Origin of the sequence: Sporosarcina sp. BI001-red (assembly GCF_003384035.1) — a bacterium.
Classification (GTDB): domain Bacteria; phylum Bacillota; class Bacilli; order Bacillales_A; family Planococcaceae; genus Sporosarcina.
Genome location: NZ_QQAK01000002.1, coordinates 24,691 through 45,117, shown reverse-complemented (window position 1 = coordinate 45,117; position 20,427 = coordinate 24,691). Strand labels below are relative to the sequence as shown.

Here is a 20,427-nt window from a genome sequence, read left to right as displayed (position 1 = left end):
ATCACTCCTGATCTATATAATTTTCAACCCCAGAGGTAAACGAAAGATTAATCTGTTAGTCCATGAGTAAATAATGCATTGAAAAGTTTGCTTTCTGGTTGACACAACCAAGAAAAAAGAATAGTATTCAGGAGAAAAGGCAAACGGTATAATTAATTATTTGTTTAAAATCAAACAATAGAGAGTTGTGTTTATATAATGGAAAACCCGGACTTATTTTGGAGTGCCTCATTTACTGAATTAAAAAATGGATATCTAGAAGACCAGCATACCTATACTTGTTTGCTATGTGGTGAACGAATTGATAAAGGGATTGTTTATCCGGATGGAAATATGCTCTACGAAGCGGAACGGTACATGCGTCTCCATATCGAAAATGAGCATCAATCTGTATTTGATTACCTAATTGAAATGGAGAAAAGACTGACGGGCCTTACTGATCACCAAAGCCAGCTGATCCGTCTTTTTTATGCAGGGAAAAGTGATAAAGAAGTTCAGCAGGAAATGGGGATCGGCAGCGTTTCCACGGTACGGCATCATCGCTTTGCATTGAAAGAGAAGGAACGGCAAGCAAAGATTTTTTTGACGATGATGGAACTGTTGAAAGAAAAAGGTGACCATACACCGGCATTCATACCTCCGCATAAAACGGCCAAGATGATTGACGATCGGTATGCGATTACCGATGTGGAGCAGCAGGAGATCCTTAAGAAGTTCTTACCTGATGGTATAAGTGGTGGGTTAACGAAGTTTCCCCCTAAAGAAAAACAACGATTGGTTGTACTAAGGGAAATTGTGAGCTTGATTGAGAGTCAAACCATCTATTCAGAAAAAGAACTCAATGAGCTATTAAACAAAATACACGACGACTATGTCTTAATTAGAAGATATTTAATCGAATATGGGTTTTTGGATCGAACCGCAGATGGAAGCGAGTATTGGCTGAAGAACTAATAATGGAAAGCGAGTGAAAAGAGATGGAACGTAAAAAAGAGCTAAAGCAACAATACAAAGAAACCTCGATTGAAGCGGGAACTTTTCAAATCAAGAATACAGCGAACGATAAGGTCTTTGTAGGAAGTACTAAAAACTTCAAAACACTCAATGGCGTGAAGTTTCAATTAGAAACAAATACGCACACGAACAAACAGCTTCAACAAGATTGGGATCAATTCGGTAAAGACGTATTCACCTTTGACGTTTTAGAGAAACTAAAAAAGAAAGAGGATCCTTATTTCAACGAGAAAGAAGCATTATCCGAACTCGAAACGAAATGGTTAGAACAACTACAACCTTACGGAGAGCGTGGGTATAATAAGCAGAAGTCCTTTTGATGAAAGGTGATTCGCCAACTATAAAAAAGCTGTCCGTGATTAGGTTTCCCTTTTCAGTGGACAGCTTTTTGAGTTATAGAACTATTAGAGAGGTGCATGTGTATTTTGCGGAAGGGACTTCAGAAGAAGCTAAAGAAACCTTATAGGTAATTAACTGTAGCGAATGTATTACTACTTTAATATTTTCAAGTCATATGAGTAAACTTTTTTGTTTTGGGAATCTTTTATGATTGTATCGAGACCATGGATATCAATAGAATCCGTTAAAATCCCTTTCTCCAGTGAATAAGATTCTAAATAGTATTGTTCCTTTTTATTGGGGCTATATCGTAATACATATAGATTTCCATCTTTAAAGTATGTTTCTTCGTTGTGGCGAACTTTAGAGCTACTGACATTCTTAAGACTAAATTCTTTTGAAACGGCTGTGGTATTTAAATCGAAAGAATGTATTTCACCTAATCCGTTAGCATAATATAATTTTTTGTTATGCAGTGTTGCAGAATTTTTGTAATTATAGGGAATAGTAGCGGTTAGATCAACATTATCGTAGTTAATCAATTCAAAGGTTTCTTGCTCCAATGTTTCTTTGTTAATTCTATAAATCGATACAACTTCATTTGTATCACTAATAATTGTAGATAAAATTAGATAATAATAGTCCTCATCCGATAATATTGGCGCGAGAACTTGCATATTTTCAGTAGATTCAGATTGGACTTCAGTTAAATCATTAACTTTAAGTTCTTCATCAAAAGTGATTTCCTTTAAACTAAACCGGTTAGTTTCGAAGTCTTGTGTGAGTACGTGAACAGAGTTTTCAGCTGTTCCGGAAGCAACAATATAATAAGGTATACTATCTACATTGAAACCTTTAGTATCTCCATATCGAACATCCGAACTGTATCCATCTTCTACAAACCCACTGTTATAGACACTGAAGAATAATTCTTTTCCTGGAAGATAACCAGTCCTTTCACCTGTATATTGAGGAGTTTCCATTTTAAACTTTTTAATGTTGTCACTTATAATATTTATGTTGTTTTTATCCTCTAATAGGATCTGATCCTTGCCTACTGCTATGCTTCCAAGTTCTAGCCCTTTCATAGCAAGTGCTTGAACTGAATTATCATCCTGAACAAAGACGCCATAACTTAATCCTTTATTATCGATATCCTGGTCAGCTGTCGTTGATAAATAGATAATTGCTTTAGTGTTCTTTAATAACTCCTTTTCAGAAATTTCTTCTGATGAAAGTAACAAAGTATCAGGGATATTTTTTTCTTTGGTAAGACTAATGACTACAATAACGAACACTAATAAAGTGGCACCTATCAATACCTTTTTCTTCATATTCAGTACCTCCAGATTAACAAACAAGACCATCTTAAATTAATTAGACGGTCTTGTTTATTAAGATTAGATGTTTCTTACTAGAACAGTACCTTTAGCATCTCTAACATCACGTGGATAAACACCTAACCCGCCGTCAACATCTAAATCTAACGAGCCATTTAGTTTATAAGCAGACCAAATTAATTTGGAGCAGTTTTTAGCTCCAGTATGACTAGTCGAACGATTTGTAGCAAAATTATAAGAGTAGGATTGTCCAACCTGAGTATTCGCCCAGTTTGCAGCGTTCGTACGATTTGTGGTAGATGTTGTGACCGATTTAACCATAGCTCCAGAGCTATCTACCTTACGTGCAGTAGTTGAAATTGTTCGAACGCCAGCAGAAGGAACAGATTCTACAATTGTTGTTGAAGAAAAGTACATACCCACATGGCCATGATCTAAATAAGCAGTTTGTGAAGGCGTATAATAAAAATTTCCTTTTGTACTAGAACCCACACTTACAGTTCCCCCAGAACCTCCATAGGCAGATATATCAGAGCGGGCTAATTTCTCCTCTTTACCCTTATCTTGATCATTTTTTAGCTCTGTATAAATTTGCTCAATAATACTTTGTTCTGACTGGCCTGTATTAGATGCTATCGCTCGAATATCTTGTAGCAATTCTTGTTTCGAGAGATCAGGCTGAAGTTTTAATATTTCATTTAGACCGGTACTAGCACTAGCATCCGCAGAACTTGCTTGGCTAAATAACAATGTGGTTGTTAAAGACAGGGCTAGAATAGTTTTTTTCATGTTTGTAACTCCCTTGGGTTTATTTGTATTAGACTGGGCTGTTGAAACTAACAAAAGATTTTAATCACAACTTCCAAACTCGTAAATACGTCCTCAAGAGAAACTTGTTACAGCGGTATTACAAATCTGCCACAAATACTAGTTTAGTTACATTTTCAGTTGCCCTTTGGAAATGCGCTAGAAACAGTGATTATGCTAGTTGTAATATTCGGTTAATTATTATCATAAAACATGGACTGAATGAGCGTTTGAATAGGAAAGGTATTATAAGCACGAGTTACAAGATCCTTGTACGTTATTTCTAAGATATTAACCACCACCAATAAACCATATGTCTAACATCGAAATGATTAAATCTAACATGGTCGGCACCTCCTATCTTTGTAATAACACATCCACTCTATGCAATAATACTTCTATTAGGATAGAATGGTTTAAAAAAAGTCGCAAATGACTATTTGGGAGGAGAATAGATGGAGAAAAACATAAATTCAACCATTAAAAAGATTAGAAGCGATAAAGATTTTTCGCAGAAGTATATAGTCGATGGAATAATGACGCAAAGTGCCTATTCGAAATTCGAGTTAAATAAAACAGATATTACTTATTCATCTTTAGCTAGTATACTTGAAAATCTAGAAGTAACATTTGAAGAAGTCTTATATATTCAAAATGGGTTCAAACATACTGAAAAGGATGCGATATTCAAGAAATTTATTTCACTTTCATTTAATAATGAAGAAAATATTAAAGAGTTGTTAAACATGTCTGTGAGCTATTTAGACAAAAAAGACGACCAATTAATAAGTGATATTAAATCGTTAGCCGAGGCTTTACTAATACTCATATACACTGCTGATAAAACAATGTTGGTAGCAAGTGTCTCAAATGTATGGCAAAGACTTTCAGTGAAAAACCAGTTCTACTTTTCTGATTTATACTTGTTAAATTCGATTTTTTACTTTTTTCCACTTGAAACAATGCTTGAAATAAAAAGGCTAGCATTTAAAAGTATTGAAAGGTACGGGGATTTTCAAAACATACAGCGTTTAAAAATAAACTTCTGTGTAAATATATCCCTAATGCTAATAAAAGATAAATGTTATGTAGAAGCATTGAAAGAGATAGAAACTGCTATTATATTTTCAAAAAAACAAAAGGCATATTTGCAATTAGCTGTTTGTTATGTGCGTAAAGGTATATGTTTAAACAGCTTAGGTAATAGCGGATTCCCGTGGGTTCAAAAGGGGATGGAGCTTCTAACTGTTTTAGAAGAACATGAGCTATTACAAATGGCAACAGTCGAGATTAGTCAATATTCGGATACTTAATATTATAAACGCTACACACTGAAGAGCAGATACAGAAATAATGTGTTGAACAATTACTCGAAATAGCGTGCATGGCTTTTCCATGCCACTACTTTGCAAAGCATTGTCTGGATGAAGGTGGAAACCTTTTCACCTTTTGCGAGACCAAATCGGTCACAACATGATTGAGACATCAGCCGTATACCGCAACCCTTCATAAGATGAACAGCACAAGAAGAATTTTGAATCCTTTAGAGTTGGGAAGAACATATGATAGGAATCGATGTGTGCCCAATAGGGGGTTCAAGGAGAAGGATAGTATCATCTCGTGCAAGTATGACCTGTTTATCCTCTAATCTTAGGTCGATTTAGGTTTATCTAAAAACAAAAAAGTTGTCCATGATCAGGTTTCCCTTTTCATGAACAACTTTTTTCTATGTTATCGTACTAATACTTATGTATGGAGGAGGTAGAGGGATTCGAACCCCCGCGGGTTTTGACACCCCTGTCGGTTTTCAAGACCGATCCCTTCAGCCGAACTTGGGTATACCTCCGTGTTAGACAAGTAATAATATATCAGGCATTAGAAAAGAAGTCAACAATTTTAAATAAAAAATTTCAGCCTGATAGACAAATGGGTGAAAGTTGATTTTTTTGTAGGCTACTCGTATAATAAGAGTTGCCGTGCTAGGTGGGGAGGTAGCGGTGCCCTATAACTTGCAATCCGCTCTAGCAAGACTGAATCCCTTTTCTGAGGCCGTCCGTATTGTAGGGTCTGCCTTTTGCACGTAGTGTTGACATTTGGGTCCCGCGCAATGGGAACCCATGAACCATGTCAGGTCCGGAAGGAAGCAGCATTAAGTGGAATTTCTCATGTGCCGCGGGGTCGCCTAAATCGAGCCAACGACAAGAGTAACGCTTATGTGCGGCGGTCGAAGGAAGGTGCACGGCGTACATAGCAAAAGCCTCTCATCCCGATGTGGATGAGAGGCTTTTGCATGTTTTTAGATAAATTCCTTAAACATTAGAAACAGGTCTTGAAAAAACCGTTTAAAGAATTTTCATTAGTTCCTTTAGCAGCAGGACTATAAGGAATGTGAAGTAATGTCCTTAAATGAACGGGCTAAGTTATTTTAGGGAAGAGTTTGGAACGAATCCTACCACGTTTGTAGGAGACTTAATAAGTGTCCAACTTCCAACCTTATATCCGATTCTAACTTTTTCATTACGCTTTAAAGTACCTACTTGAGCAAACTTATCTGACGGTCCTTTTTTGATCAAACAAGAATCACTGTTTACAGTCATTTCGCTATCAAAAGAGATAGTAGGGCTATTTAAACGAAGATTAAAATCAATGGCTCTCGCTAAAAAGATTGCGTAGTCAGATCTAATAATCTTTTTATCTGAACCAAACGTTCCGTCTTCGAATCCAACTGCTATACCTCTTGTTATAAGCGCTTTAGCAGCTCCAGATGTAGAGTTATTATAATCATATTCAAATGTTCTACTGATTATAAGAGCCATTTCACCACGTGTCAGAGGTGCATCAGGTTTAAACGTACCATCGTTGTAACCAGAAATAATGTTTTTATCAACAGCAGATTGGATATAGCCCGATGCAAACGAATTAGCACCTACATCATTAAAGGTTGTTTTTCTTTTGGTTCCATCAAGATTTAAAGAACGACCGATCATAGCCATAGCTTCTGCACGTGTAACTTGCCTATCTGGATTATAATAACCATTCGTATCACCTGATACTATGTCGCCTTCTGCTAAGAAGGTAATTTCTTTATAAGCTCTATGCCTCGAACTAATGTCATTAAATAGTACCGGAGTTGGTAGTTCCGCTATTCCGTCCTCCAAAACGAAAGCGTTTTTACTTTCAACGCCTGTAGGAGACACGGATTTAATGCCATAAGTGTATACTTTGCTTCTATTTGCGGTGGTATCCAAGTAAACCGTATTCCCTTTTGTGTTATAGACAATGTCTAAAATATTTTTAGGATCTTCATAAGAACCTTCTAGTGTTCCATCAAAACGGTATATGACGTATTTTCTTGGAAGATTACTACCTTTGTCTATAATAGTCAGTTTGTTTTCGGAAGATTCTTTACTCAACTGAACGTCAGTTGGGCGATTAGGTATCGAAGAACCCTTCCAAGATACAGCAGGCGTTAAAGCTTTTGAAGGATACATTTGTTGTTTAAGGTATGTAGCATAACCGAGAGCATTGCTGTTAATACTTCTTAAAGAGAAATGCATTTGTCCTTTTGCACTAGTATTCGTTCTATTCGCAATTACTTGATTCGTAAGCTCCGTTTTGTCACTCCATGTTTTATCAGCATCGTTGCCGACTTTATAATCAGCCACACCGATGTACAAGTTGACAGGGTGAGCTTTTGCATAAGTTTGGACTTCGCGTCCCCACCAATCTAATAACTTAGAGTAATTTGCGGCTTTAAAATTTCGTGACCAATAGATTTGAGGAGCAATATAATCAATGCTGCCATCTTTGATCCATTGTCTAGTATCGGCGTAGATGTCATCAAAGTTACTCATTCCATTTGTATCGCTACCCGTAGAATCTTGTCCCTTATTTCTCCAAATTCCAAACGGAGATATTCCATATTGAACGTGTGGCTTTGTTGCTTTAATCGTATTGTAGACACTCTTAACTAATTGATTGACATTATTACGGCGCCAATCTTCAACTTGTTTGAAAGAACCCTTATACTTTTTAAAGGCTTCTTGATCTTTAAATGTTTCACCTTGTACTTTATAAGGATAGAAATAATCATCCATGTGTACAGCGTCAATATCATAATTGGCCACTAATTCTTTTACAGTAGAAACTAAGTAATCTTGTACTTCTGGAAGACCTGGATTTAAATAGTATTGATTGCCATACTTCACTACCCACCCAGGATTTTTACGAGCAATATTATCAGTAGCTAAATCCGATAATTTCTGAGAAGGCATTGTAACACGATAAGGATTTACCCATGCATGCAGTTCTAAACCACGTTTATGTGCTTCATCTATCATGATTTGTAAAGGATCATATCCAGGATTTGTCCCCTGATTTTTACCTGTTATATAGGAAGACCAAGGAGCGAGTTTGGATGGATATAATGCATCATTTAATGGTTTAGCTTGGAAAATAACCGTATTGAAATTATCGGCTTTTAGTTTGTCCAATGTGGTTTTTACCCATTGAGTATACGCAGACTTATTCATTCCAGCTTTCATATCAATATTCGTAACGGTTGCAATCCACGCAGCGCGCATTTCAGTTTTAGGATTGGTTGTACTAGCGTAGGCATTTTGAATAGTGAATAATGGAATGATTAATACTAACACTAAAAAAGTTGCTAGATAACGGCATAAAGTTTTTTTAGACATTGTGATTGTGTTCCTCCTCAAGATATTAGTTTATCTATATACTTAGATATAAGGATAATAGTTAACATTGTACAGAAAAAGAATAATTTTTCTATAACATTCAACACTAGCGCCGTATTAGAATAAGTGACTAGCTTTCAAAACTGTAATTTCTATACTGGTTTTTGCCCAAAATACCAATAGTAACCTATTTATCTTCCAAAAAATCACCTACAGTGGATAAGATTACACGAAAATTTTTATTTAAACAGTGGCTTTTCACCTATTTATACCGAATTATTTCCAAAAAAGGTTAACTTCCTATGACGAATTCACAATATTTTAAAGTACATATGGCCTTGCTAATGGAAGTGTTCCTTTAAGTCCAGTTTTACACTTGAAACAATGGATATTTCTCTATTGAGTTAGTATATTTGACTTGCTTGTTGTTCGAAAAAGCCTTCAGATTATCGGTTTTATCTCAAATGTTTTTTTATTTAATAGGGAGTGCTATAGGAACAGATTCACCACTATTATTAAGTACAAAACGTGCTCAAAAAATCACATTATAAATGCTAACTTAGTATAGAAATAAGAGTTGGCGCATTTGTTAACTTATTCAGAAATACGGTGAATGTATATGCTTAAACTAACAGAGGCTTTAGTGGAATAAGAGCTTTAATATAATCGACGGTTCAGAATAGAGTTGTCCCGTCTATGAAAAAGCTGCACGGAAATTACCGATTTATTCTATAAGAATGCAATTGTAAATACCTCCCTCAAACAACGTCTTATCTGTTCGTTTGTGATATACTTATAGGAATGAATCAAGCGAAAAGAAAGGGGAGCGGACGGTTGAGTTATCAAGCTTTTTACCGGGTATACCGGCCTCAGACATTCCATGAAATGTCAGGACAGCAACATGTTAAACAAACACTTCAAAATGCTCTCCTCCATAACAAAACGACCCACGCCTATTTATTTTCAGGTCCCCGCGGAACTGGAAAGACGAGTGCCGCTAAAATTTTTGCGAAGGCATTGAATTGCGAGAACGGACCCGCCAAAGAACCGTGTAACGAATGTGAGACGTGCCGAACGATCACAGAAGGATCGAATACAGATGTGATTGAATTTGATGCGGCGTCCAATTCCCGTGTTGAAGAGATGCGGGATATCATTGAAAAGGTCCGATATGCACCGGCTTCTTCCAAATATAAAGTCTATATTATCGATGAAGTGCATATGCTTTCAAATTCAGCCTTCAATGCGCTGTTAAAAACGCTTGAAGAACCTCCTGCCCATGCGGTGTTCATCCTAGCAACAACTGAACCGCACAAACTGCCGCTCACGATTATCTCTCGCTGTCAGCGATTCGACTTCAAACCGATTACAGCTATAGAAATTGTGGAGCGTATGACACACGTTTTAAAAGATGCGGACATTGAAGCTGACGCAAGCGCCCTAAAAGTGATTGCACAAGCGGCTTCGGGGGGGATGCGGGATGCGCTCAGCATGCTGGACCAAGTCGTCTCTTTCAGTGGTGATCGAGTCACTGCAGAAGAGGCACTGCTCGTCACAGGATCTGTTGGGGAAGACATCTTCCATCAACTTGCACAAGCGTTGCTTACGAAAGACGCTGGTGCTGCACTGACATTGTTAAATCGTCTCGTAGCGGAAGGGAAAGATGTCTCCCGTTTGGCAGAGAATTTAATAACGTTTTTCCGTGATTTACTGTTATTACGGACAGCACCTGACCTTACAGACTTACTAGAGGTCATTTCGGGGGATGAACGCTTTGTTGCATTAGCCCAAGCATTTGAGCCGGATACTTTATATACTTATATCGATATTTTAGGAGAGACCCAGCAAGAAATGCGTTTCTCTAATCATGCAAAAGTGTATATTGAATCGGCGTTATTGAAAATGGTTCAAACGCGTGGCGCTTCTAATTCAGGAACGGTCGGTTCAGTTGCATCGCCTGAACTCGAACAAAAAATTGCCACACTTGAACGGATTGTTGGAGAATTGCAGCAACAACTTGCTAACGGTGGAGGACTTGCTGCACAAGCAGGTGAGAAAGCACCAGCAGCACGCAAAAACTCTTCGAATAATGCTCGTGCCTACAAGATTCCGACCGGCAAAGTCCATCAAGTGTTAAGTAGTGCAACTAAGCAAGATATTCAAGTGATCCGGGAAGAATGGGCACGCATGATGCAGACAATGCAGCGTTCACATTCTGCACTTCTTGAAGAAACAGAGCCAGTAGCAGCATCGGATAGTGCGTTTGTGTTAAAATTTAAATATGAAATTCATTGTCTCATGGCGTCTGAAAATGTGTCGCTAAGTTCAGGTCTTGCGGAAGCGTTGCGTCAACAAACAGGCAAAGCCTACGACGTGGTCTACGTCCCTGAAGAGGGATGGCTTAAAGTTAGAGAGGATTTCATCCGAAAGAGTGGAATGTCCAAGCAACATTCGCAAACAGATGAGAACTCTGCAACTAGCGGTGAAGCATCTGGAGTTTCAGAGCCTCAAGAAGTCCCAGCGTTTCTTGAAGGCGCTGAACTGACACAAGATGACCCGATCGTTTCGGAAGCAGAAAAGTTATTTGGTAAAGAATTCATTACCGTCCATGACGAGTAACTAAACTTAAAGAGGAGGAAATAAGAATGCGTGGTATGGGAAATATGCAAGGTATGATGAAGCAAATGCAAAAGATGCAAAAGCAAATGGGTGAGGCTCAAGAAAAACTAGGTGAAGAGCGTTTGGAAGGTGCAGCAGGCGGTGGTATGGTGAAAGTAATCGTTTCTGGCGACAAAAAAGTTGTCGAAGTGATTGTGGACCCATCCGTTATCGATCCGGAAGATGCTGAAATGTTACAAGACCTTATCGTAATTGCAACGAACGACGCGATGGAAAAAGCAGAAGAATTAACGAACTCTACGATGGGACAATTCACGAAGGGATTGAACCTTCCAGGGATGTTCTAGGAGGCAAAACCATGCATTACCCTGAACCGATATCTAAACTGATTGACAGTTTTATGAAACTGCCAGGCATCGGCCCGAAAACCGCGGGCCGGCTGGCGTTTTTTGTGTTGAGTATGAAAGAAGATACTGTGCTCGACTTTGCGAAAGCGTTGGTTGATGCCAAACGAAATCTAAGGTTTTGCTCTGTTTGCGGACATATTACCGACATCGATCCATGTCATATTTGTCAGGACCAGTCTCGAGACCGTTCTCTCATTTGTGTAGTCCAAGATCCGAAAGACGTCATTGCCATGGAAAAAATGCGTGATTACAAAGGACTTTATCATGTCCTTCACGGTGCGATTTCACCTATGGATGGTGTGGGGCCTGAGGATATTAACGTTCCCGACTTGCTGAAACGTCTGCAAGATGAGGATGTTGAAGAGCTAATTCTAGCAACCAATCCGACGATTGAAGGCGAAGCAACTGCTATGTACATTTCACGCCTCGTGAAACCTTCAGGTATTCCAACGACCCGTATAGCCCACGGGTTACCGGTAGGTGGAGATTTAGAGTACGCTGATGAAGTAACGCTCTCGAAAGCATTAGAAGGGCGGCGACAACTGTGAGACGGTCAGGGGGACTGTTTCGCAGGAAGAATAAGCTGAAACGAGAATTCGATGAAACGTTACGCACATTAATGTTAGATACACGAGAAGAGTGGGAACGGGCGAAGTCGATTGAAAAGTATGCAGATGATTATGATCAGGAAGTTATGATTCGAAAAAAGATCGCTGAAAGCAATCATTTCTATTTGTACAAAGAAGCTAAAATTAGAAATCTTGGCATTGAGTGAACTAAATAAGGATTGCTTTGCATAGACTGCTAGTAGTCTATTGTAAAGGGGGCAACTTCTGCTATGAAAGTTGCTATAATTCTTGCACTCGGTGTTGTCCTGCTATTCGTACTACGTTTGACCAAGCCTCAACTGCAAACGGCGGCTGAAAAACTGTCCATTTTATGGTTCCGACTCGCTTTTGCGTTTTTAATTCTCTTTATCCTTAACATCGCAGGTGGTTTTGTTGGATTGTACGTGCCGATTAATATTGGATCAGGCTTTTTACTGGCAGTGCTTGGTATTCCAGGATTGGGGTCTTTACTCGTCCTGGCAGTTTTCCTGTAAGGATGAATAGTCGAAAGGTGCCCAACCGTGAAGTCAGCCACTGTGTGCTGACTTTTTTTACATAGAAGATGGAGCAAAATCTCATATAGAAAGGAGGAGAAACGAATGGATCATACAAAAAGACCGGTAGTAGAAGCGTTGCAGACCTTTTTAGCAGCACGGCCAGTATCTTTTCATGTACCTGGACACAAGCACGGCTTGCTCTCTAGGCTTCCCCAGGATCTCAAAGCCGCTCTACGATATGATGTAACGGAGTTGACAGGACTGGATGATCTGCATGCACCTACTGAAATGCTTGCAGAAGCACAAACGATGTTGGCAGATGTATATGGAGCGGATCGGAGCTTTTTCCTTGTGAACGGCTCTACAGTTGGCAACATAGCAATGATTCGTACAGTTTGTGCACCGGGGGATACATTGCTCGTACAGCGCAACGCACACAAATCCGTGTTCCACGCGTTGGAATTAGCCGCGGTACAAGCTGTCCTGCTCACACCGGAGTGGGACGAAGCAACTTGCACAGCAGGCGCGGTTTCATCAGCAACTGTGGAAGAAGCGTTAGAACGGTATCCAGATGCAAAAGGCGTAGTGGTTACATACCCAACGTATTATGGAACAACAGGTAGTGACTTGCCTATGATTGTTGAAAAAGTGCACAAAAGGGGTATACCTGTACTTGTAGATGAAGCACACGGAGCCCATTTCGTAGCAGGCACCCCATTTCCAACATCTGCGCTTCGCCTGGGCGCCGACATCGTTGTTCAATCGGCACACAAAACGTTGTCTGCGATGACCCAAGCATCTTTTCTACATGTAAACTCACAGCTAATAGATATAGAACGGTTGGCTCGTATACTTTCCATGCTACAAACAAGTAGCCCATCGTACGTGTTGCTCGCATCTCTAGACGATGCTCGCGCGATGATTGCTACCTATTCAGCGGATGATAAGCAAGCGTTTCTTATATGGCGGGGCGAATTTATCGACCAGCTCAGGAAGATTAAGGCGCTTGAAGTGATTGAGACAGAGGATCCATTGAAAATTCTAATTCGACAACAAGAAGCATCCGGCTATACGTTGCAGCATTCATTGGAAGAGAAGGGAATCTACACAGAACTCGCGGACGAACGCCAAGTGTTACTCGTACTTCCTTTACTGACTGAAGGAACCTCATACCCAACACAATCCATTTGTGAAGCAGTCGAGTCAGCCGTACAACTGTTGAAAAGAGACTCTGTAAGGGTCCCTTTAAAGGATGAGACGAATGAGGAAGAGCCACGTGAGTTAATCATTACAACGAGTTCCCTCTCAAAAAAAAATACGGACTGGGTAAGTGCAGAGTCTGCAAGTGGATATCAAGCAGCTGCAGCAATTATTCCCTATCCACCAGGAATTCCACTTGTCTTAAGTGGTGAGCAATTGAATCTTCAACAAATCCAAGAGGTTTGTGAAATGATGGAATCAGGTGCAAAGTTTCAAGGATCAGTTCGAGCAAATGGACCAACAGTGGAATTTGAAGTGTTGCGTGCACAAGGAGAAGATGGGAATGACTAAAGGAATATTCATCACATTCGAAGGGCCAGAAGGGGCTGGGAAGACGACGGTTATAAAGGAAATACATAACCGTTTACAACAACAAGGAAAATACTCGGTTTTAACACGGGAGCCCGGCGGAATTCGGATTGCAGAGAAAATCAGAACGATTATTTTAGATAATGATCATGAAGAAATGGATGGTCGGACAGAGGCATTGTTATACGCAGCTGCAAGACGGCAACACCTAACCGAAAAGGTTGTTCCTGCACTGGAAGAGGGTGCAATCGTCCTTTGCGATCGGTTCGTTGATAGTTCCCTTGCGTACCAAGGATATGCAAGAGGTCTCGGTATCGATGAAGTGCTTGCAATTAATGAATTTGCGATCAATGGACTTATGCCCGATCACACCATCTACTTTGACGTGTCCCCGGAATCCGGTTTAGCTAGAATTGCAGCAAGTGGTGAACGGGAACAGAACCGTTTAGATAATGAAACACTGCAGTTTCACAAAGACGTTGCTGAAGGTTATCGTCTCGTACTGAAACGATTTTCGAAACGGATTCAACCCATTGATGCCAGTGGTTCGGTAGATGAGGTTACAGAAATTGTGTGGAAAACGATTGCATCGTTCATTTCTTAAGCCATTTCATGATATAATAAAAGAAAGTGGAAAAGGAGAGATACCCCGTGAAACTTATAGTTGCAGTAGTACAAGACCAAGATAGTAATCGTCTTTCATCGGCATTGACGAAGGGTGACTTTCGAGCAACGAAATTGGCAAGTACAGGCGGATTCTTGAAATCAGGGAACACGACATTTTTAATCGGTACTGATGATAGTCTTGTCCCGAAAGCGTTGGACCTGATTCGAGACAACTGTCGTTCGCGTGATCAAATGGTAGCTCCCGTCTCACCAATGGGCGGAAATGCTGACTCCTATATTCCCTATCCAGTTGAAGTTGAAGTCGGAGGCGCAACGGTTTTTGTTCTACCAATTGAACAATTCCGTCATTTCTGATTCATATCGGAGTGAAGTTTTATGAAAGTTAATAATGAATATCGTCCGGGTCTGGATAAATTGCGTAATGATCCGTTAAAGTCTCCTCAAGGTGGGGAGCGGTTTGGGCAAATGGTTCAAAAACAGGAATCACGCCTGCATGGAGAACAGATTGCTCGTCTGCTTGGCGACATCTCCAGCGCAGGTGACCGTCTTGCCCGGTCTCGTAACTTGCGGGATATGGCTAAATATAAAATGCTCGTCAAACGTTTTCTAAAAGAGTCTGTAGGAACCGGTCTAGGTCTGAAGCAGTCACATACGTGGAACCAGTACGGAGAAGGACGGCGGCTAAAAATTGTTGAAACAATTGACCAAAAGCTAATAGAATTGGCCGAACAATTGCTTCAAGATGAAGAGTCTTCCATGGACCTTCTCGCTAAAATTGGTGAAATCAAAGGACTTCTCATCAATCTATATACATGAGGACGTTTTCTGGTACTTAAGAAAACGTCTTTTTTATACGAAAGGAGGCAGCTACTTGGAAAATCAGATAAGCAGTCGAATCGCTAATGAACAACCAGCAGTTGCTGCTAGATTCAGTGCTGCCTACCGCAATCATCGAATCGGTCACGCTTATATATTTGATGGTGAAAAAGGAATAGGTAAGCACCAAGCTGCATTATTCTTTGCACAATTATTATTGTGTGAGCAGCCAAAAGAAGATGTTCCATGTGGAACATGTAGTGCCTGTAAGCGCATTGCCTCAGGGAATCACCCGAATATCTTAATGATTGAACCAGACGGACAGGACATAAAAAAAGATCAAATGGCAGGATTACTCACAGTTATGACGAAAAAGGGATATGAGAGTGGACGTCGTATCTATATGATTGGGCAAGCTCATCGTATGAATACGGCAGCAGCCAATGCACTCCTCAAATTTTTAGAAGAACCTGAAGGAGATGTGACAGCCATACTGCTGACAGATGCTTATCATATGGTATTGCCTACAATCCAGTCCAGATGTCAGCGGATTTCTTTCCTCCCTCCACAACGGGAACAGTTGTTGGAAATCTTGAAGGCTGAAGGCATTTCTCCATCACTTGCAGCTACGGTAACATCACTTACAGCAGATGCAAGCCGTGCTGCAGAACTCGCATCGGACGAGCAGTTTGTAAGTCTACGGAAAACAGTGGTAAAGTTAGCACAAGCCATCGATCATCACGTGTCTGATGCATTATTGCTGATCCAGTCTGAATGGGCTCCTTTCTTGAAAGAAAAAGAGGATACCGAGATGGGATTGGACTTGCTTCTATACATGTACCGTGATATTGTGGCGAAGAAAGCGGGACTGTCTGCCACACCCGCATACCCGGATTTAGATGAATTCATAACCAGTCTAGCAATGAAAATGACTTATGATCAGCTAACTTCAATTTTAGAATCAGTTTTGCAGGCAAAAAAGCAATTGCATCGCAATATGCACCGGACGCTTTTAATGGAGCAATTGGTGCTCAGTATGCAGGAGGGGTTATTCGTTGTATAACGTTGCAGGAATCCGTTTTAAAAAAGCGGGTAAAATACATTATTTTGACCCAATGGACTATGACTTGAAAGTCGATGATTATGTAATCGTCGAATCTACGCGTGGCACAGAGTATGGGAAAGTGGTCAGCATGATGGTGGATATGGATGGTTCTGATTTAGTTCTGCCATTAAAGAAAGTTATTCGTCCCGCTAGTAAAGAGGACATGGATAAGGTGGAAGAGAACCAACTGGACGCTCAAAAAGCATTCACTACGTGTGTCGCCAAAATTCAAGAACACAAACTTGATATGAAACTTGTCGATGTGGAATATACATTTGATCGTAATAAAGTGATTTTCTATTTTACAGCTGAAGGTCGAGTCGATTTCAGAAACTTGGTAAAGGACTTAGCTTCCATCTTCAGAACTCGAATTGAGCTACGCCAAATCGGTGTTCGAGATGAAGCTAAAATGCTTGGCGGAATTGGTCCTTGTGGTAGAATGCTTTGTTGTTCTACATTCCTAGGTGATTTTGAACCAGTTTCTATTAAGATGGCAAAAGACCAGAATCTATCACTGAATCCTTCAAAGATCTCGGGATTATGTGGAAGACTTATGTGTTGCTTAAAATACGAAAATGACGAATATGAGGAAGCTAAAGCACTTATGCCTGATATTGGCTCTCGTATTGAAACACCAGATGGATTAGGAAAGGTTGTCGGTCTCAACCTACTAGAGCGTCTGCTGAAAGTGAAATTGATCGATCAAGATCAAACACTTGAATATGCTTGGGAAGAACTGTCGAAGAAGACGGGGCAGCCCGTCAATTGATGAAGTGATGAGGTGACAAAGTTGAAAGAAGGGAACTTTCTCGATAAGGTAATCGAATACGAACAACAACTTGACTCTATGCACAAGCGATTCCGTGAAATAATCGGTTTTGTTGCCAAGATGACGGAAGAAAACCATTCACTTCAACTTGAGAACCATCATCTGCGCTCGCGTCTGGACGAGCTGGATCAACAAGCTGTTGCTGATAAAAAGACTGCAGAACGCTCGCAACGGGCAGATGTTGGCGAAGGCGTAGACAATTTGGCTCGTATTTATAATGAGGGATTCCACGTATGCAATGTCCACTATGGAAGCACGCGTAAGGGCGAGGATTGCCTGTTTTGCCTCTCGTTTCTAAGTAAACAGAATTTGTAAATTTTAGCCGATCCCTATTTTTTTCTAGGTGTCGGCTTTTCTATATTTCATGGATACGTTGAACTGAAGGTTTCCATAGTTTCGGACATATTAGTTGCTTGGAGTGTAAGGTGGCGACTCCGGAGAAATCAGCGAAGATTGAACACCCCGCAGGTAGCGTCCATCTGGAGCGGAAAACACCGGGACTATGTCGAATTATTTAATTCAACTTATACTGAAGTAACTATTATCTTTTAAAGGAGTACCCGATGGAACCAATTGAATTACGAGGTGACGAACGCCTCGATTACTTACTTGCAGAAGACTTGAGAATTATTCAAAGCCCATCTGTTTTTTCCTTTTCATTAGATGCTGTCTTGTTAGCCCGATTTGCGTATATGCCCATTCGACGAGGAAAGATTGTGGATTTGTGTGCAGGAAATGGCGCAATCCCATTGTTTTTAAGCGCACGCACCTCTGCTGATATTACAGCGGTGGAGTTACAAGAACAATTAGCAGATATGGCCAGTCGTAGTATTGCGTATAATCAGCTGGATCAGCAGATTACAATGCTATGTGACGACGTTATTGGTATCGCATCTAAAATCGGATTTGATCAATATGATGTAGTGACATGCAATCCACCCTATTTTAAAGCTTATGAGAGCAGTGAAAAAAATCAAAAGGAACCGCTGACCATTGCTCGACACGAGGTGAAATTGACGCTTGACCAAGCAGTCCATTCAGCAAGTGAATTGCTTAAACAAGGCGGGAAGGCAGCGTTTGTCCATCGTCCCGGAAGACTATTGGATATTATCACTTCGATGAGGGCGAACCGACTGGAGCCGAAGCGTATTCAGTTTGTTTATCCAAAAGAAGGAAAAGAAGCGAATACGTTACTCATCGAGGGGACCAAAGATGGGAAACCGGATTTGAAGATACTTCCACCCTTATATGTCTATCAAGAGGACGGCACGTATACCAACGAAGTGAGGCAGTTATTGTATGGAACAGAAGCGTGACCACCTGTTTTACGTACTTGAATGTAAAGATGGCTCTTATTACGGGGGATACACGACGGATCTCGACCGGAGAGTTGCCATGCATAATTCAGGTAAAGGAGCGAAGTATACGCGGGCAAGAAAACCTGTTCGTTGTATTCATCATGAAAAATTTGAGACGAAGCGGGAAGCGATGCAAGCTGAATATCGATTCAAACAGTTGACGCGACCTGCAAAAGAGCGGTATTTGGAACAAGAGGAGGCAGACGGATGATCACGCAAAAAAGCGCAGAATGCGAGAATGGTGTACTGTATCTAGTTGGTACACCTATTGGGAATTTAGAAGACATGAGTTATCGTGCAATCCGGATTTTAAAGGAAGCAGACATGATAGCAGCTGAGGATACGAGGAATACAGTGAAGCTGTCTAATCACTTTGAAATAGATACTCCTTTCATGAGTTATCATGAGCACAATCTTGAGGTGGGCGGGAGAAAAATTTTAGAGCTGTTGGCAGAAGGGAAAACAATTGCACTCGTTAGTGACGCAGGGATGCCGTGTATTTCAGATCCTGGTGCCGATATTGCAGAAAAAGCGATTGCGAACGGATACGCCGTTGTGCCTGTACCTGGACCCAATGCAGCGATTAGCGCGTTAGTTGCATCTGGTATTCCTACACAGCCCTTCTTGTTTTTCGGTTTTTTAGATCGGCAGAAGAAAAAGCGCCGTCTCCAATTGGAATCACTACAGAATCGACAAGAGACTCTCCTCTTTTATGAGGCACCGCATCGGTTGAAAGAAACGTTGCGAGCTTTGAAAGAACAGTTTGGATCGGATCGAAGGATCACACTTGCGAGGGAACTTACGAAAAGATATGAAGAGTTTGTTAGAGGCACGATTGAAGAGGCGCTTAACTGGGCAGAGTCAACAGAGATTCGCGGAGAATTTTGTTTAGTCGTGGAAGGTACAGACGAGACGAAACCAGAAACTGAGGAATTATGGTGGAGTGCGTTAACTCCAGTGGAACATGTTGAACAATTGATGGAACAAAAAGGATATACATCAAAAGAGGCAATTCGTGAGGCGTCAGCAGATCGGGGCGTGAGTAAACGAGAGGTTTACCAGGCATACCACGTTGAATAAAAAAATAACATCTGTGCCTACTTGAATAGGCACAGATGTTATTGAAATAAAACCATTAAATCAAGACATTTTGTCTTCGATTTCAGCAATTAGCTGTTTAGCACCTTCGGGACTGAGGATCAGTTTACCGTCGATTAGTGTTAGATTGTCATCTGACACTTCTCCAGTAACTGAACATGTCATATTAGGCATGTATTTCTTCAAGATGATTTTATCGTCATCCACATAAATTTCTAGTGCATCTTTTTGAGCTATGCCGAGTGTCCGACGCAATTCGATAGGGATAACTACACGGCCGAGTTCGTCGACCTTACGTACAATTCCAGTAGATTTCATATTAAGTTTCCTCCTAAAATATAATGGTGATTCGTCAGATTTCGACATTTTTCTCTTGTCTGTCTATTATCATACCAAGTCTTCCATTTAACGTCAATAGAGAAGAGTATAAACTATGCAATGAATAATAGATACATGAAAAACACACATAATGATGAATGAAAGTTACAGAGTTGGAACTCATAGAAAGTTTTCACATTAATTTATAAAAATTTAAAAAGGGTTTGGCTTCCTGCGTTAGTCACACTATTATTGAGAGCAAATCTTGGACAATCAAATAGCAATACATCACTTCCTTATCCAGGTAGGCAGCAAGTTCATTACATATAAACACTGTTCCAATTCCTTCAAATGCATCATGCATTTGGAAGATAAGAAC

At 40.3% G+C, this 20,427-nt stretch carries 22 protein-coding genes, 1 tRNA gene and 1 other RNA gene; 19 read left to right on the top strand and 5 right to left on the bottom strand.

Annotated features, from left to right (window positions below):
- Window positions 1-198 precede the first annotated feature (198 nt).
- The gene (locus DVB69_RS00710) at window positions 199-954 is read left to right on the top strand and encodes a DUF2087 domain-containing protein (RefSeq protein ID WP_116015574.1); all 756 of its coding nucleotides are present in this window, start codon (window positions 199-201) and stop codon (window positions 952-954) included.
- 23 nt (window positions 955-977) lie between these two features.
- Entirely contained in the window at window positions 978-1,334 is a 357-nt protein-coding gene (locus DVB69_RS00705; RefSeq protein ID WP_116015572.1) for a GIY-YIG nuclease family protein, read from the top strand.
- Window positions 1,335-1,505: 171 nt separating this feature from the next.
- Here DVB69_RS00705 and DVB69_RS00700 read toward each other — a convergent pair whose 3' ends face one another.
- Both DVB69_RS00700 and DVB69_RS00695 read right to left on the bottom strand, forming a co-directional pair.
- Complete coding sequence (locus tag DVB69_RS00700; RefSeq protein WP_116015570.1) at window positions 1,506-2,687, bottom strand: hypothetical protein; 1,182 nt, start codon at window positions 2,685-2,687, stop codon at window positions 1,506-1,508.
- 66 nt (window positions 2,688-2,753) lie between these two features.
- Entirely contained in the window at window positions 2,754-3,482 is a 729-nt protein-coding gene (locus DVB69_RS00695; RefSeq protein WP_116015568.1) for a hypothetical protein, read from the bottom strand.
- A 473-nt stretch (window positions 3,483-3,955) separates the two neighbouring features.
- Between DVB69_RS00695 and DVB69_RS00690 the strand changes: the two genes are divergently transcribed.
- Window positions 3,956-4,813: a helix-turn-helix domain-containing protein gene (locus DVB69_RS00690; RefSeq protein ID WP_116015566.1), complete on the top strand. Its 858-nt coding sequence runs from the start codon at window positions 3,956-3,958 to the stop codon at window positions 4,811-4,813.
- Between the two features lie 440 nt (window positions 4,814-5,253).
- On the opposite strand, the gene DVB69_RS00685 is transcribed toward DVB69_RS00690, so the two are convergent.
- A tRNA-Ser gene (locus tag DVB69_RS00685) sits at window positions 5,254-5,346 on the bottom strand.
- 128 nt (window positions 5,347-5,474) lie between these two features.
- Between DVB69_RS00685 and ffs the strand changes: the two genes are divergently transcribed.
- Window positions 5,475-5,742, top strand: an RNA gene (gene ffs / locus DVB69_RS00680) — signal recognition particle sRNA large type.
- 178 nt (window positions 5,743-5,920) lie between these two features.
- On the opposite strand, the gene DVB69_RS00675 is transcribed toward ffs, so the two are convergent.
- Window positions 5,921-8,197, bottom strand: a complete 2,277-nt coding sequence (locus DVB69_RS00675) for a family 10 glycosylhydrolase (protein WP_116015564.1) — start codon at window positions 8,195-8,197, stop codon at window positions 5,921-5,923.
- Between the two features lie 834 nt (window positions 8,198-9,031).
- Here DVB69_RS00675 and dnaX point away from each other — a divergent pair.
- The 15 genes from dnaX (at window position 9,032) to rsmI (ending at window position 19,712) form a co-directional block, all read left to right on the top strand.
- Window positions 9,032-10,816 carry a DNA polymerase III subunit gamma/tau gene (dnaX, locus tag DVB69_RS00670; RefSeq protein ID WP_116015562.1) on the top strand — a complete coding sequence of 595 codons (1,785 nt, stop codon included), beginning with the start codon at window positions 9,032-9,034 and terminating at the stop codon, window positions 10,814-10,816.
- 26 nt (window positions 10,817-10,842) lie between these two features.
- A complete protein-coding gene (locus DVB69_RS00665; protein ID WP_039043168.1) occupies window positions 10,843-11,163 on the top strand; it encodes a YbaB/EbfC family nucleoid-associated protein in 321 nt (106 codons plus the stop codon).
- An 11-nt stretch (window positions 11,164-11,174) separates the two neighbouring features.
- Complete coding sequence (gene recR / locus DVB69_RS00660; RefSeq protein ID WP_116015560.1) at window positions 11,175-11,771, top strand: recombination mediator RecR; 597 nt, start codon at window positions 11,175-11,177, stop codon at window positions 11,769-11,771.
- Window positions 11,768-11,998: a YaaL family protein gene (locus DVB69_RS00655; protein ID WP_233505286.1), complete on the top strand. Its 231-nt coding sequence runs from the start codon at window positions 11,768-11,770 to the stop codon at window positions 11,996-11,998. The genes recR and DVB69_RS00655 overlap by 4 nt, the downstream gene beginning before the upstream one ends.
- Before the next feature lie 63 nt (window positions 11,999-12,061).
- Window positions 12,062-12,325 (top strand): pro-sigmaK processing inhibitor BofA family protein, encoded by a 264-nt coding sequence (locus tag DVB69_RS00650; protein WP_116015558.1) that lies wholly within the window; start codon window positions 12,062-12,064, stop codon window positions 12,323-12,325.
- A 105-nt stretch (window positions 12,326-12,430) separates the two neighbouring features.
- Window positions 12,431-13,879 (top strand): aminotransferase class I/II-fold pyridoxal phosphate-dependent enzyme, encoded by a 1,449-nt coding sequence (locus DVB69_RS00645; RefSeq protein ID WP_116015556.1) that lies wholly within the window; start codon window positions 12,431-12,433, stop codon window positions 13,877-13,879.
- Window positions 13,872-14,501, top strand: a complete 630-nt coding sequence (gene tmk, locus DVB69_RS00640) for a dTMP kinase (RefSeq protein WP_116015554.1) — start codon at window positions 13,872-13,874, stop codon at window positions 14,499-14,501. The genes DVB69_RS00645 and tmk overlap by 8 nt, the downstream gene beginning before the upstream one ends.
- A gap of 47 nt (window positions 14,502-14,548) precedes the next feature.
- Entirely contained in the window at window positions 14,549-14,878 is a 330-nt protein-coding gene (locus DVB69_RS00635) for a cyclic-di-AMP receptor (RefSeq protein ID WP_025783662.1), read from the top strand.
- A 21-nt stretch (window positions 14,879-14,899) separates the two neighbouring features.
- On the top strand, window positions 14,900-15,340 hold the full coding sequence (locus DVB69_RS00630) for a YaaR family protein (protein ID WP_116015552.1): 441 nt from the start codon (window positions 14,900-14,902) through the stop codon (window positions 15,338-15,340).
- A 55-nt stretch (window positions 15,341-15,395) separates the two neighbouring features.
- A complete protein-coding gene (gene holB, locus DVB69_RS00625; protein ID WP_233505285.1) occupies window positions 15,396-16,403 on the top strand; it encodes a DNA polymerase III subunit delta' in 1,008 nt (335 codons plus the stop codon).
- Window positions 16,396-17,214, top strand: a complete 819-nt coding sequence (locus DVB69_RS00620) for a PSP1 domain-containing protein (protein ID WP_116015548.1) — start codon at window positions 16,396-16,398, stop codon at window positions 17,212-17,214. The genes holB and DVB69_RS00620 overlap by 8 nt, the downstream gene beginning before the upstream one ends.
- Before the next feature lie 21 nt (window positions 17,215-17,235).
- Window positions 17,236-17,589: a DNA replication initiation control protein YabA gene (gene yabA / locus DVB69_RS00615; RefSeq protein ID WP_116015546.1), complete on the top strand. Its 354-nt coding sequence runs from the start codon at window positions 17,236-17,238 to the stop codon at window positions 17,587-17,589.
- 248 nt (window positions 17,590-17,837) lie between these two features.
- Entirely contained in the window at window positions 17,838-18,590 is a 753-nt protein-coding gene (locus DVB69_RS00610; RefSeq protein WP_116015544.1) for a tRNA1(Val) (adenine(37)-N6)-methyltransferase, read from the top strand.
- Window positions 18,574-18,843 (top strand): GIY-YIG nuclease family protein, encoded by a 270-nt coding sequence (locus DVB69_RS00605; protein WP_116015542.1) that lies wholly within the window; start codon window positions 18,574-18,576, stop codon window positions 18,841-18,843. Before DVB69_RS00610 ends, DVB69_RS00605 begins: the two co-directional genes overlap by 17 nt.
- Complete coding sequence (rsmI, locus tag DVB69_RS00600; protein WP_116015540.1) at window positions 18,840-19,712, top strand: 16S rRNA (cytidine(1402)-2'-O)-methyltransferase; 873 nt, start codon at window positions 18,840-18,842, stop codon at window positions 19,710-19,712. Before DVB69_RS00605 ends, rsmI begins: the two co-directional genes overlap by 4 nt.
- 60 nt (window positions 19,713-19,772) lie before the next feature.
- Here the strand turns inward: rsmI and DVB69_RS00595 are convergent, their stop codons facing one another.
- Window positions 19,773-20,048, bottom strand: coding sequence for a transition state genes transcriptional regulator AbrB (locus tag DVB69_RS00595; RefSeq protein WP_025783670.1), 276 nt, complete (start codon window positions 20,046-20,048; stop codon window positions 19,773-19,775).
- Between the last annotated feature and the right edge of the window lie 379 nt (window positions 20,049-20,427).

Excerpts from the sequence above, each read along its gene's own strand:
- DVB69_RS00710 (WP_116015574.1), top strand. The coding sequence starts at position 199 with ATGGAAAACCCGGACTTATTTTGGAGTGCCTCATTTACTGAATTAAAA.
- DVB69_RS00705 (WP_116015572.1), top strand. The coding sequence starts at position 978 with ATGGAACGTAAAAAAGAGCTAAAGCAACAATACAAAGAAACCTCGATT.
- DVB69_RS00700 (WP_116015570.1), bottom strand. The coding sequence starts at position 2,687 with ATGAAGAAAAAGGTATTGATAGGTGCCACTTTATTAGTGTTCGTTATT.
- DVB69_RS00695 (WP_116015568.1), bottom strand. The coding sequence starts at position 3,482 with ATGAAAAAAACTATTCTAGCCCTGTCTTTAACAACCACATTGTTATTT.
- DVB69_RS00690 (WP_116015566.1), top strand. The coding sequence starts at position 3,956 with ATGGAGAAAAACATAAATTCAACCATTAAAAAGATTAGAAGCGATAAA.
- DVB69_RS00675 (WP_116015564.1), bottom strand. The coding sequence starts at position 8,197 with ATGTCTAAAAAAACTTTATGCCGTTATCTAGCAACTTTTTTAGTGTTA.
- DVB69_RS00665 (WP_039043168.1), top strand. The coding sequence starts at position 10,843 with ATGCGTGGTATGGGAAATATGCAAGGTATGATGAAGCAAATGCAAAAG.
- recR (WP_116015560.1), top strand. The coding sequence starts at position 11,175 with ATGCATTACCCTGAACCGATATCTAAACTGATTGACAGTTTTATGAAA.
- DVB69_RS00650 (WP_116015558.1), top strand. The coding sequence starts at position 12,062 with ATGAAAGTTGCTATAATTCTTGCACTCGGTGTTGTCCTGCTATTCGTA.
- DVB69_RS00645 (WP_116015556.1), top strand. The coding sequence starts at position 12,431 with ATGGATCATACAAAAAGACCGGTAGTAGAAGCGTTGCAGACCTTTTTA.
- tmk (WP_116015554.1), top strand. The coding sequence starts at position 13,872 with ATGACTAAAGGAATATTCATCACATTCGAAGGGCCAGAAGGGGCTGGG.
- DVB69_RS00630 (WP_116015552.1), top strand. The coding sequence starts at position 14,900 with ATGAAAGTTAATAATGAATATCGTCCGGGTCTGGATAAATTGCGTAAT.
- DVB69_RS00610 (WP_116015544.1), top strand. The coding sequence starts at position 17,838 with ATGGAACCAATTGAATTACGAGGTGACGAACGCCTCGATTACTTACTT.
- DVB69_RS00605 (WP_116015542.1), top strand. The coding sequence starts at position 18,574 with ATGGAACAGAAGCGTGACCACCTGTTTTACGTACTTGAATGTAAAGAT.
- rsmI (WP_116015540.1), top strand. The coding sequence starts at position 18,840 with ATGATCACGCAAAAAAGCGCAGAATGCGAGAATGGTGTACTGTATCTA.
- DVB69_RS00595 (WP_025783670.1), bottom strand. The coding sequence starts at position 20,048 with ATGAAATCTACTGGAATTGTACGTAAGGTCGACGAACTCGGCCGTGTA.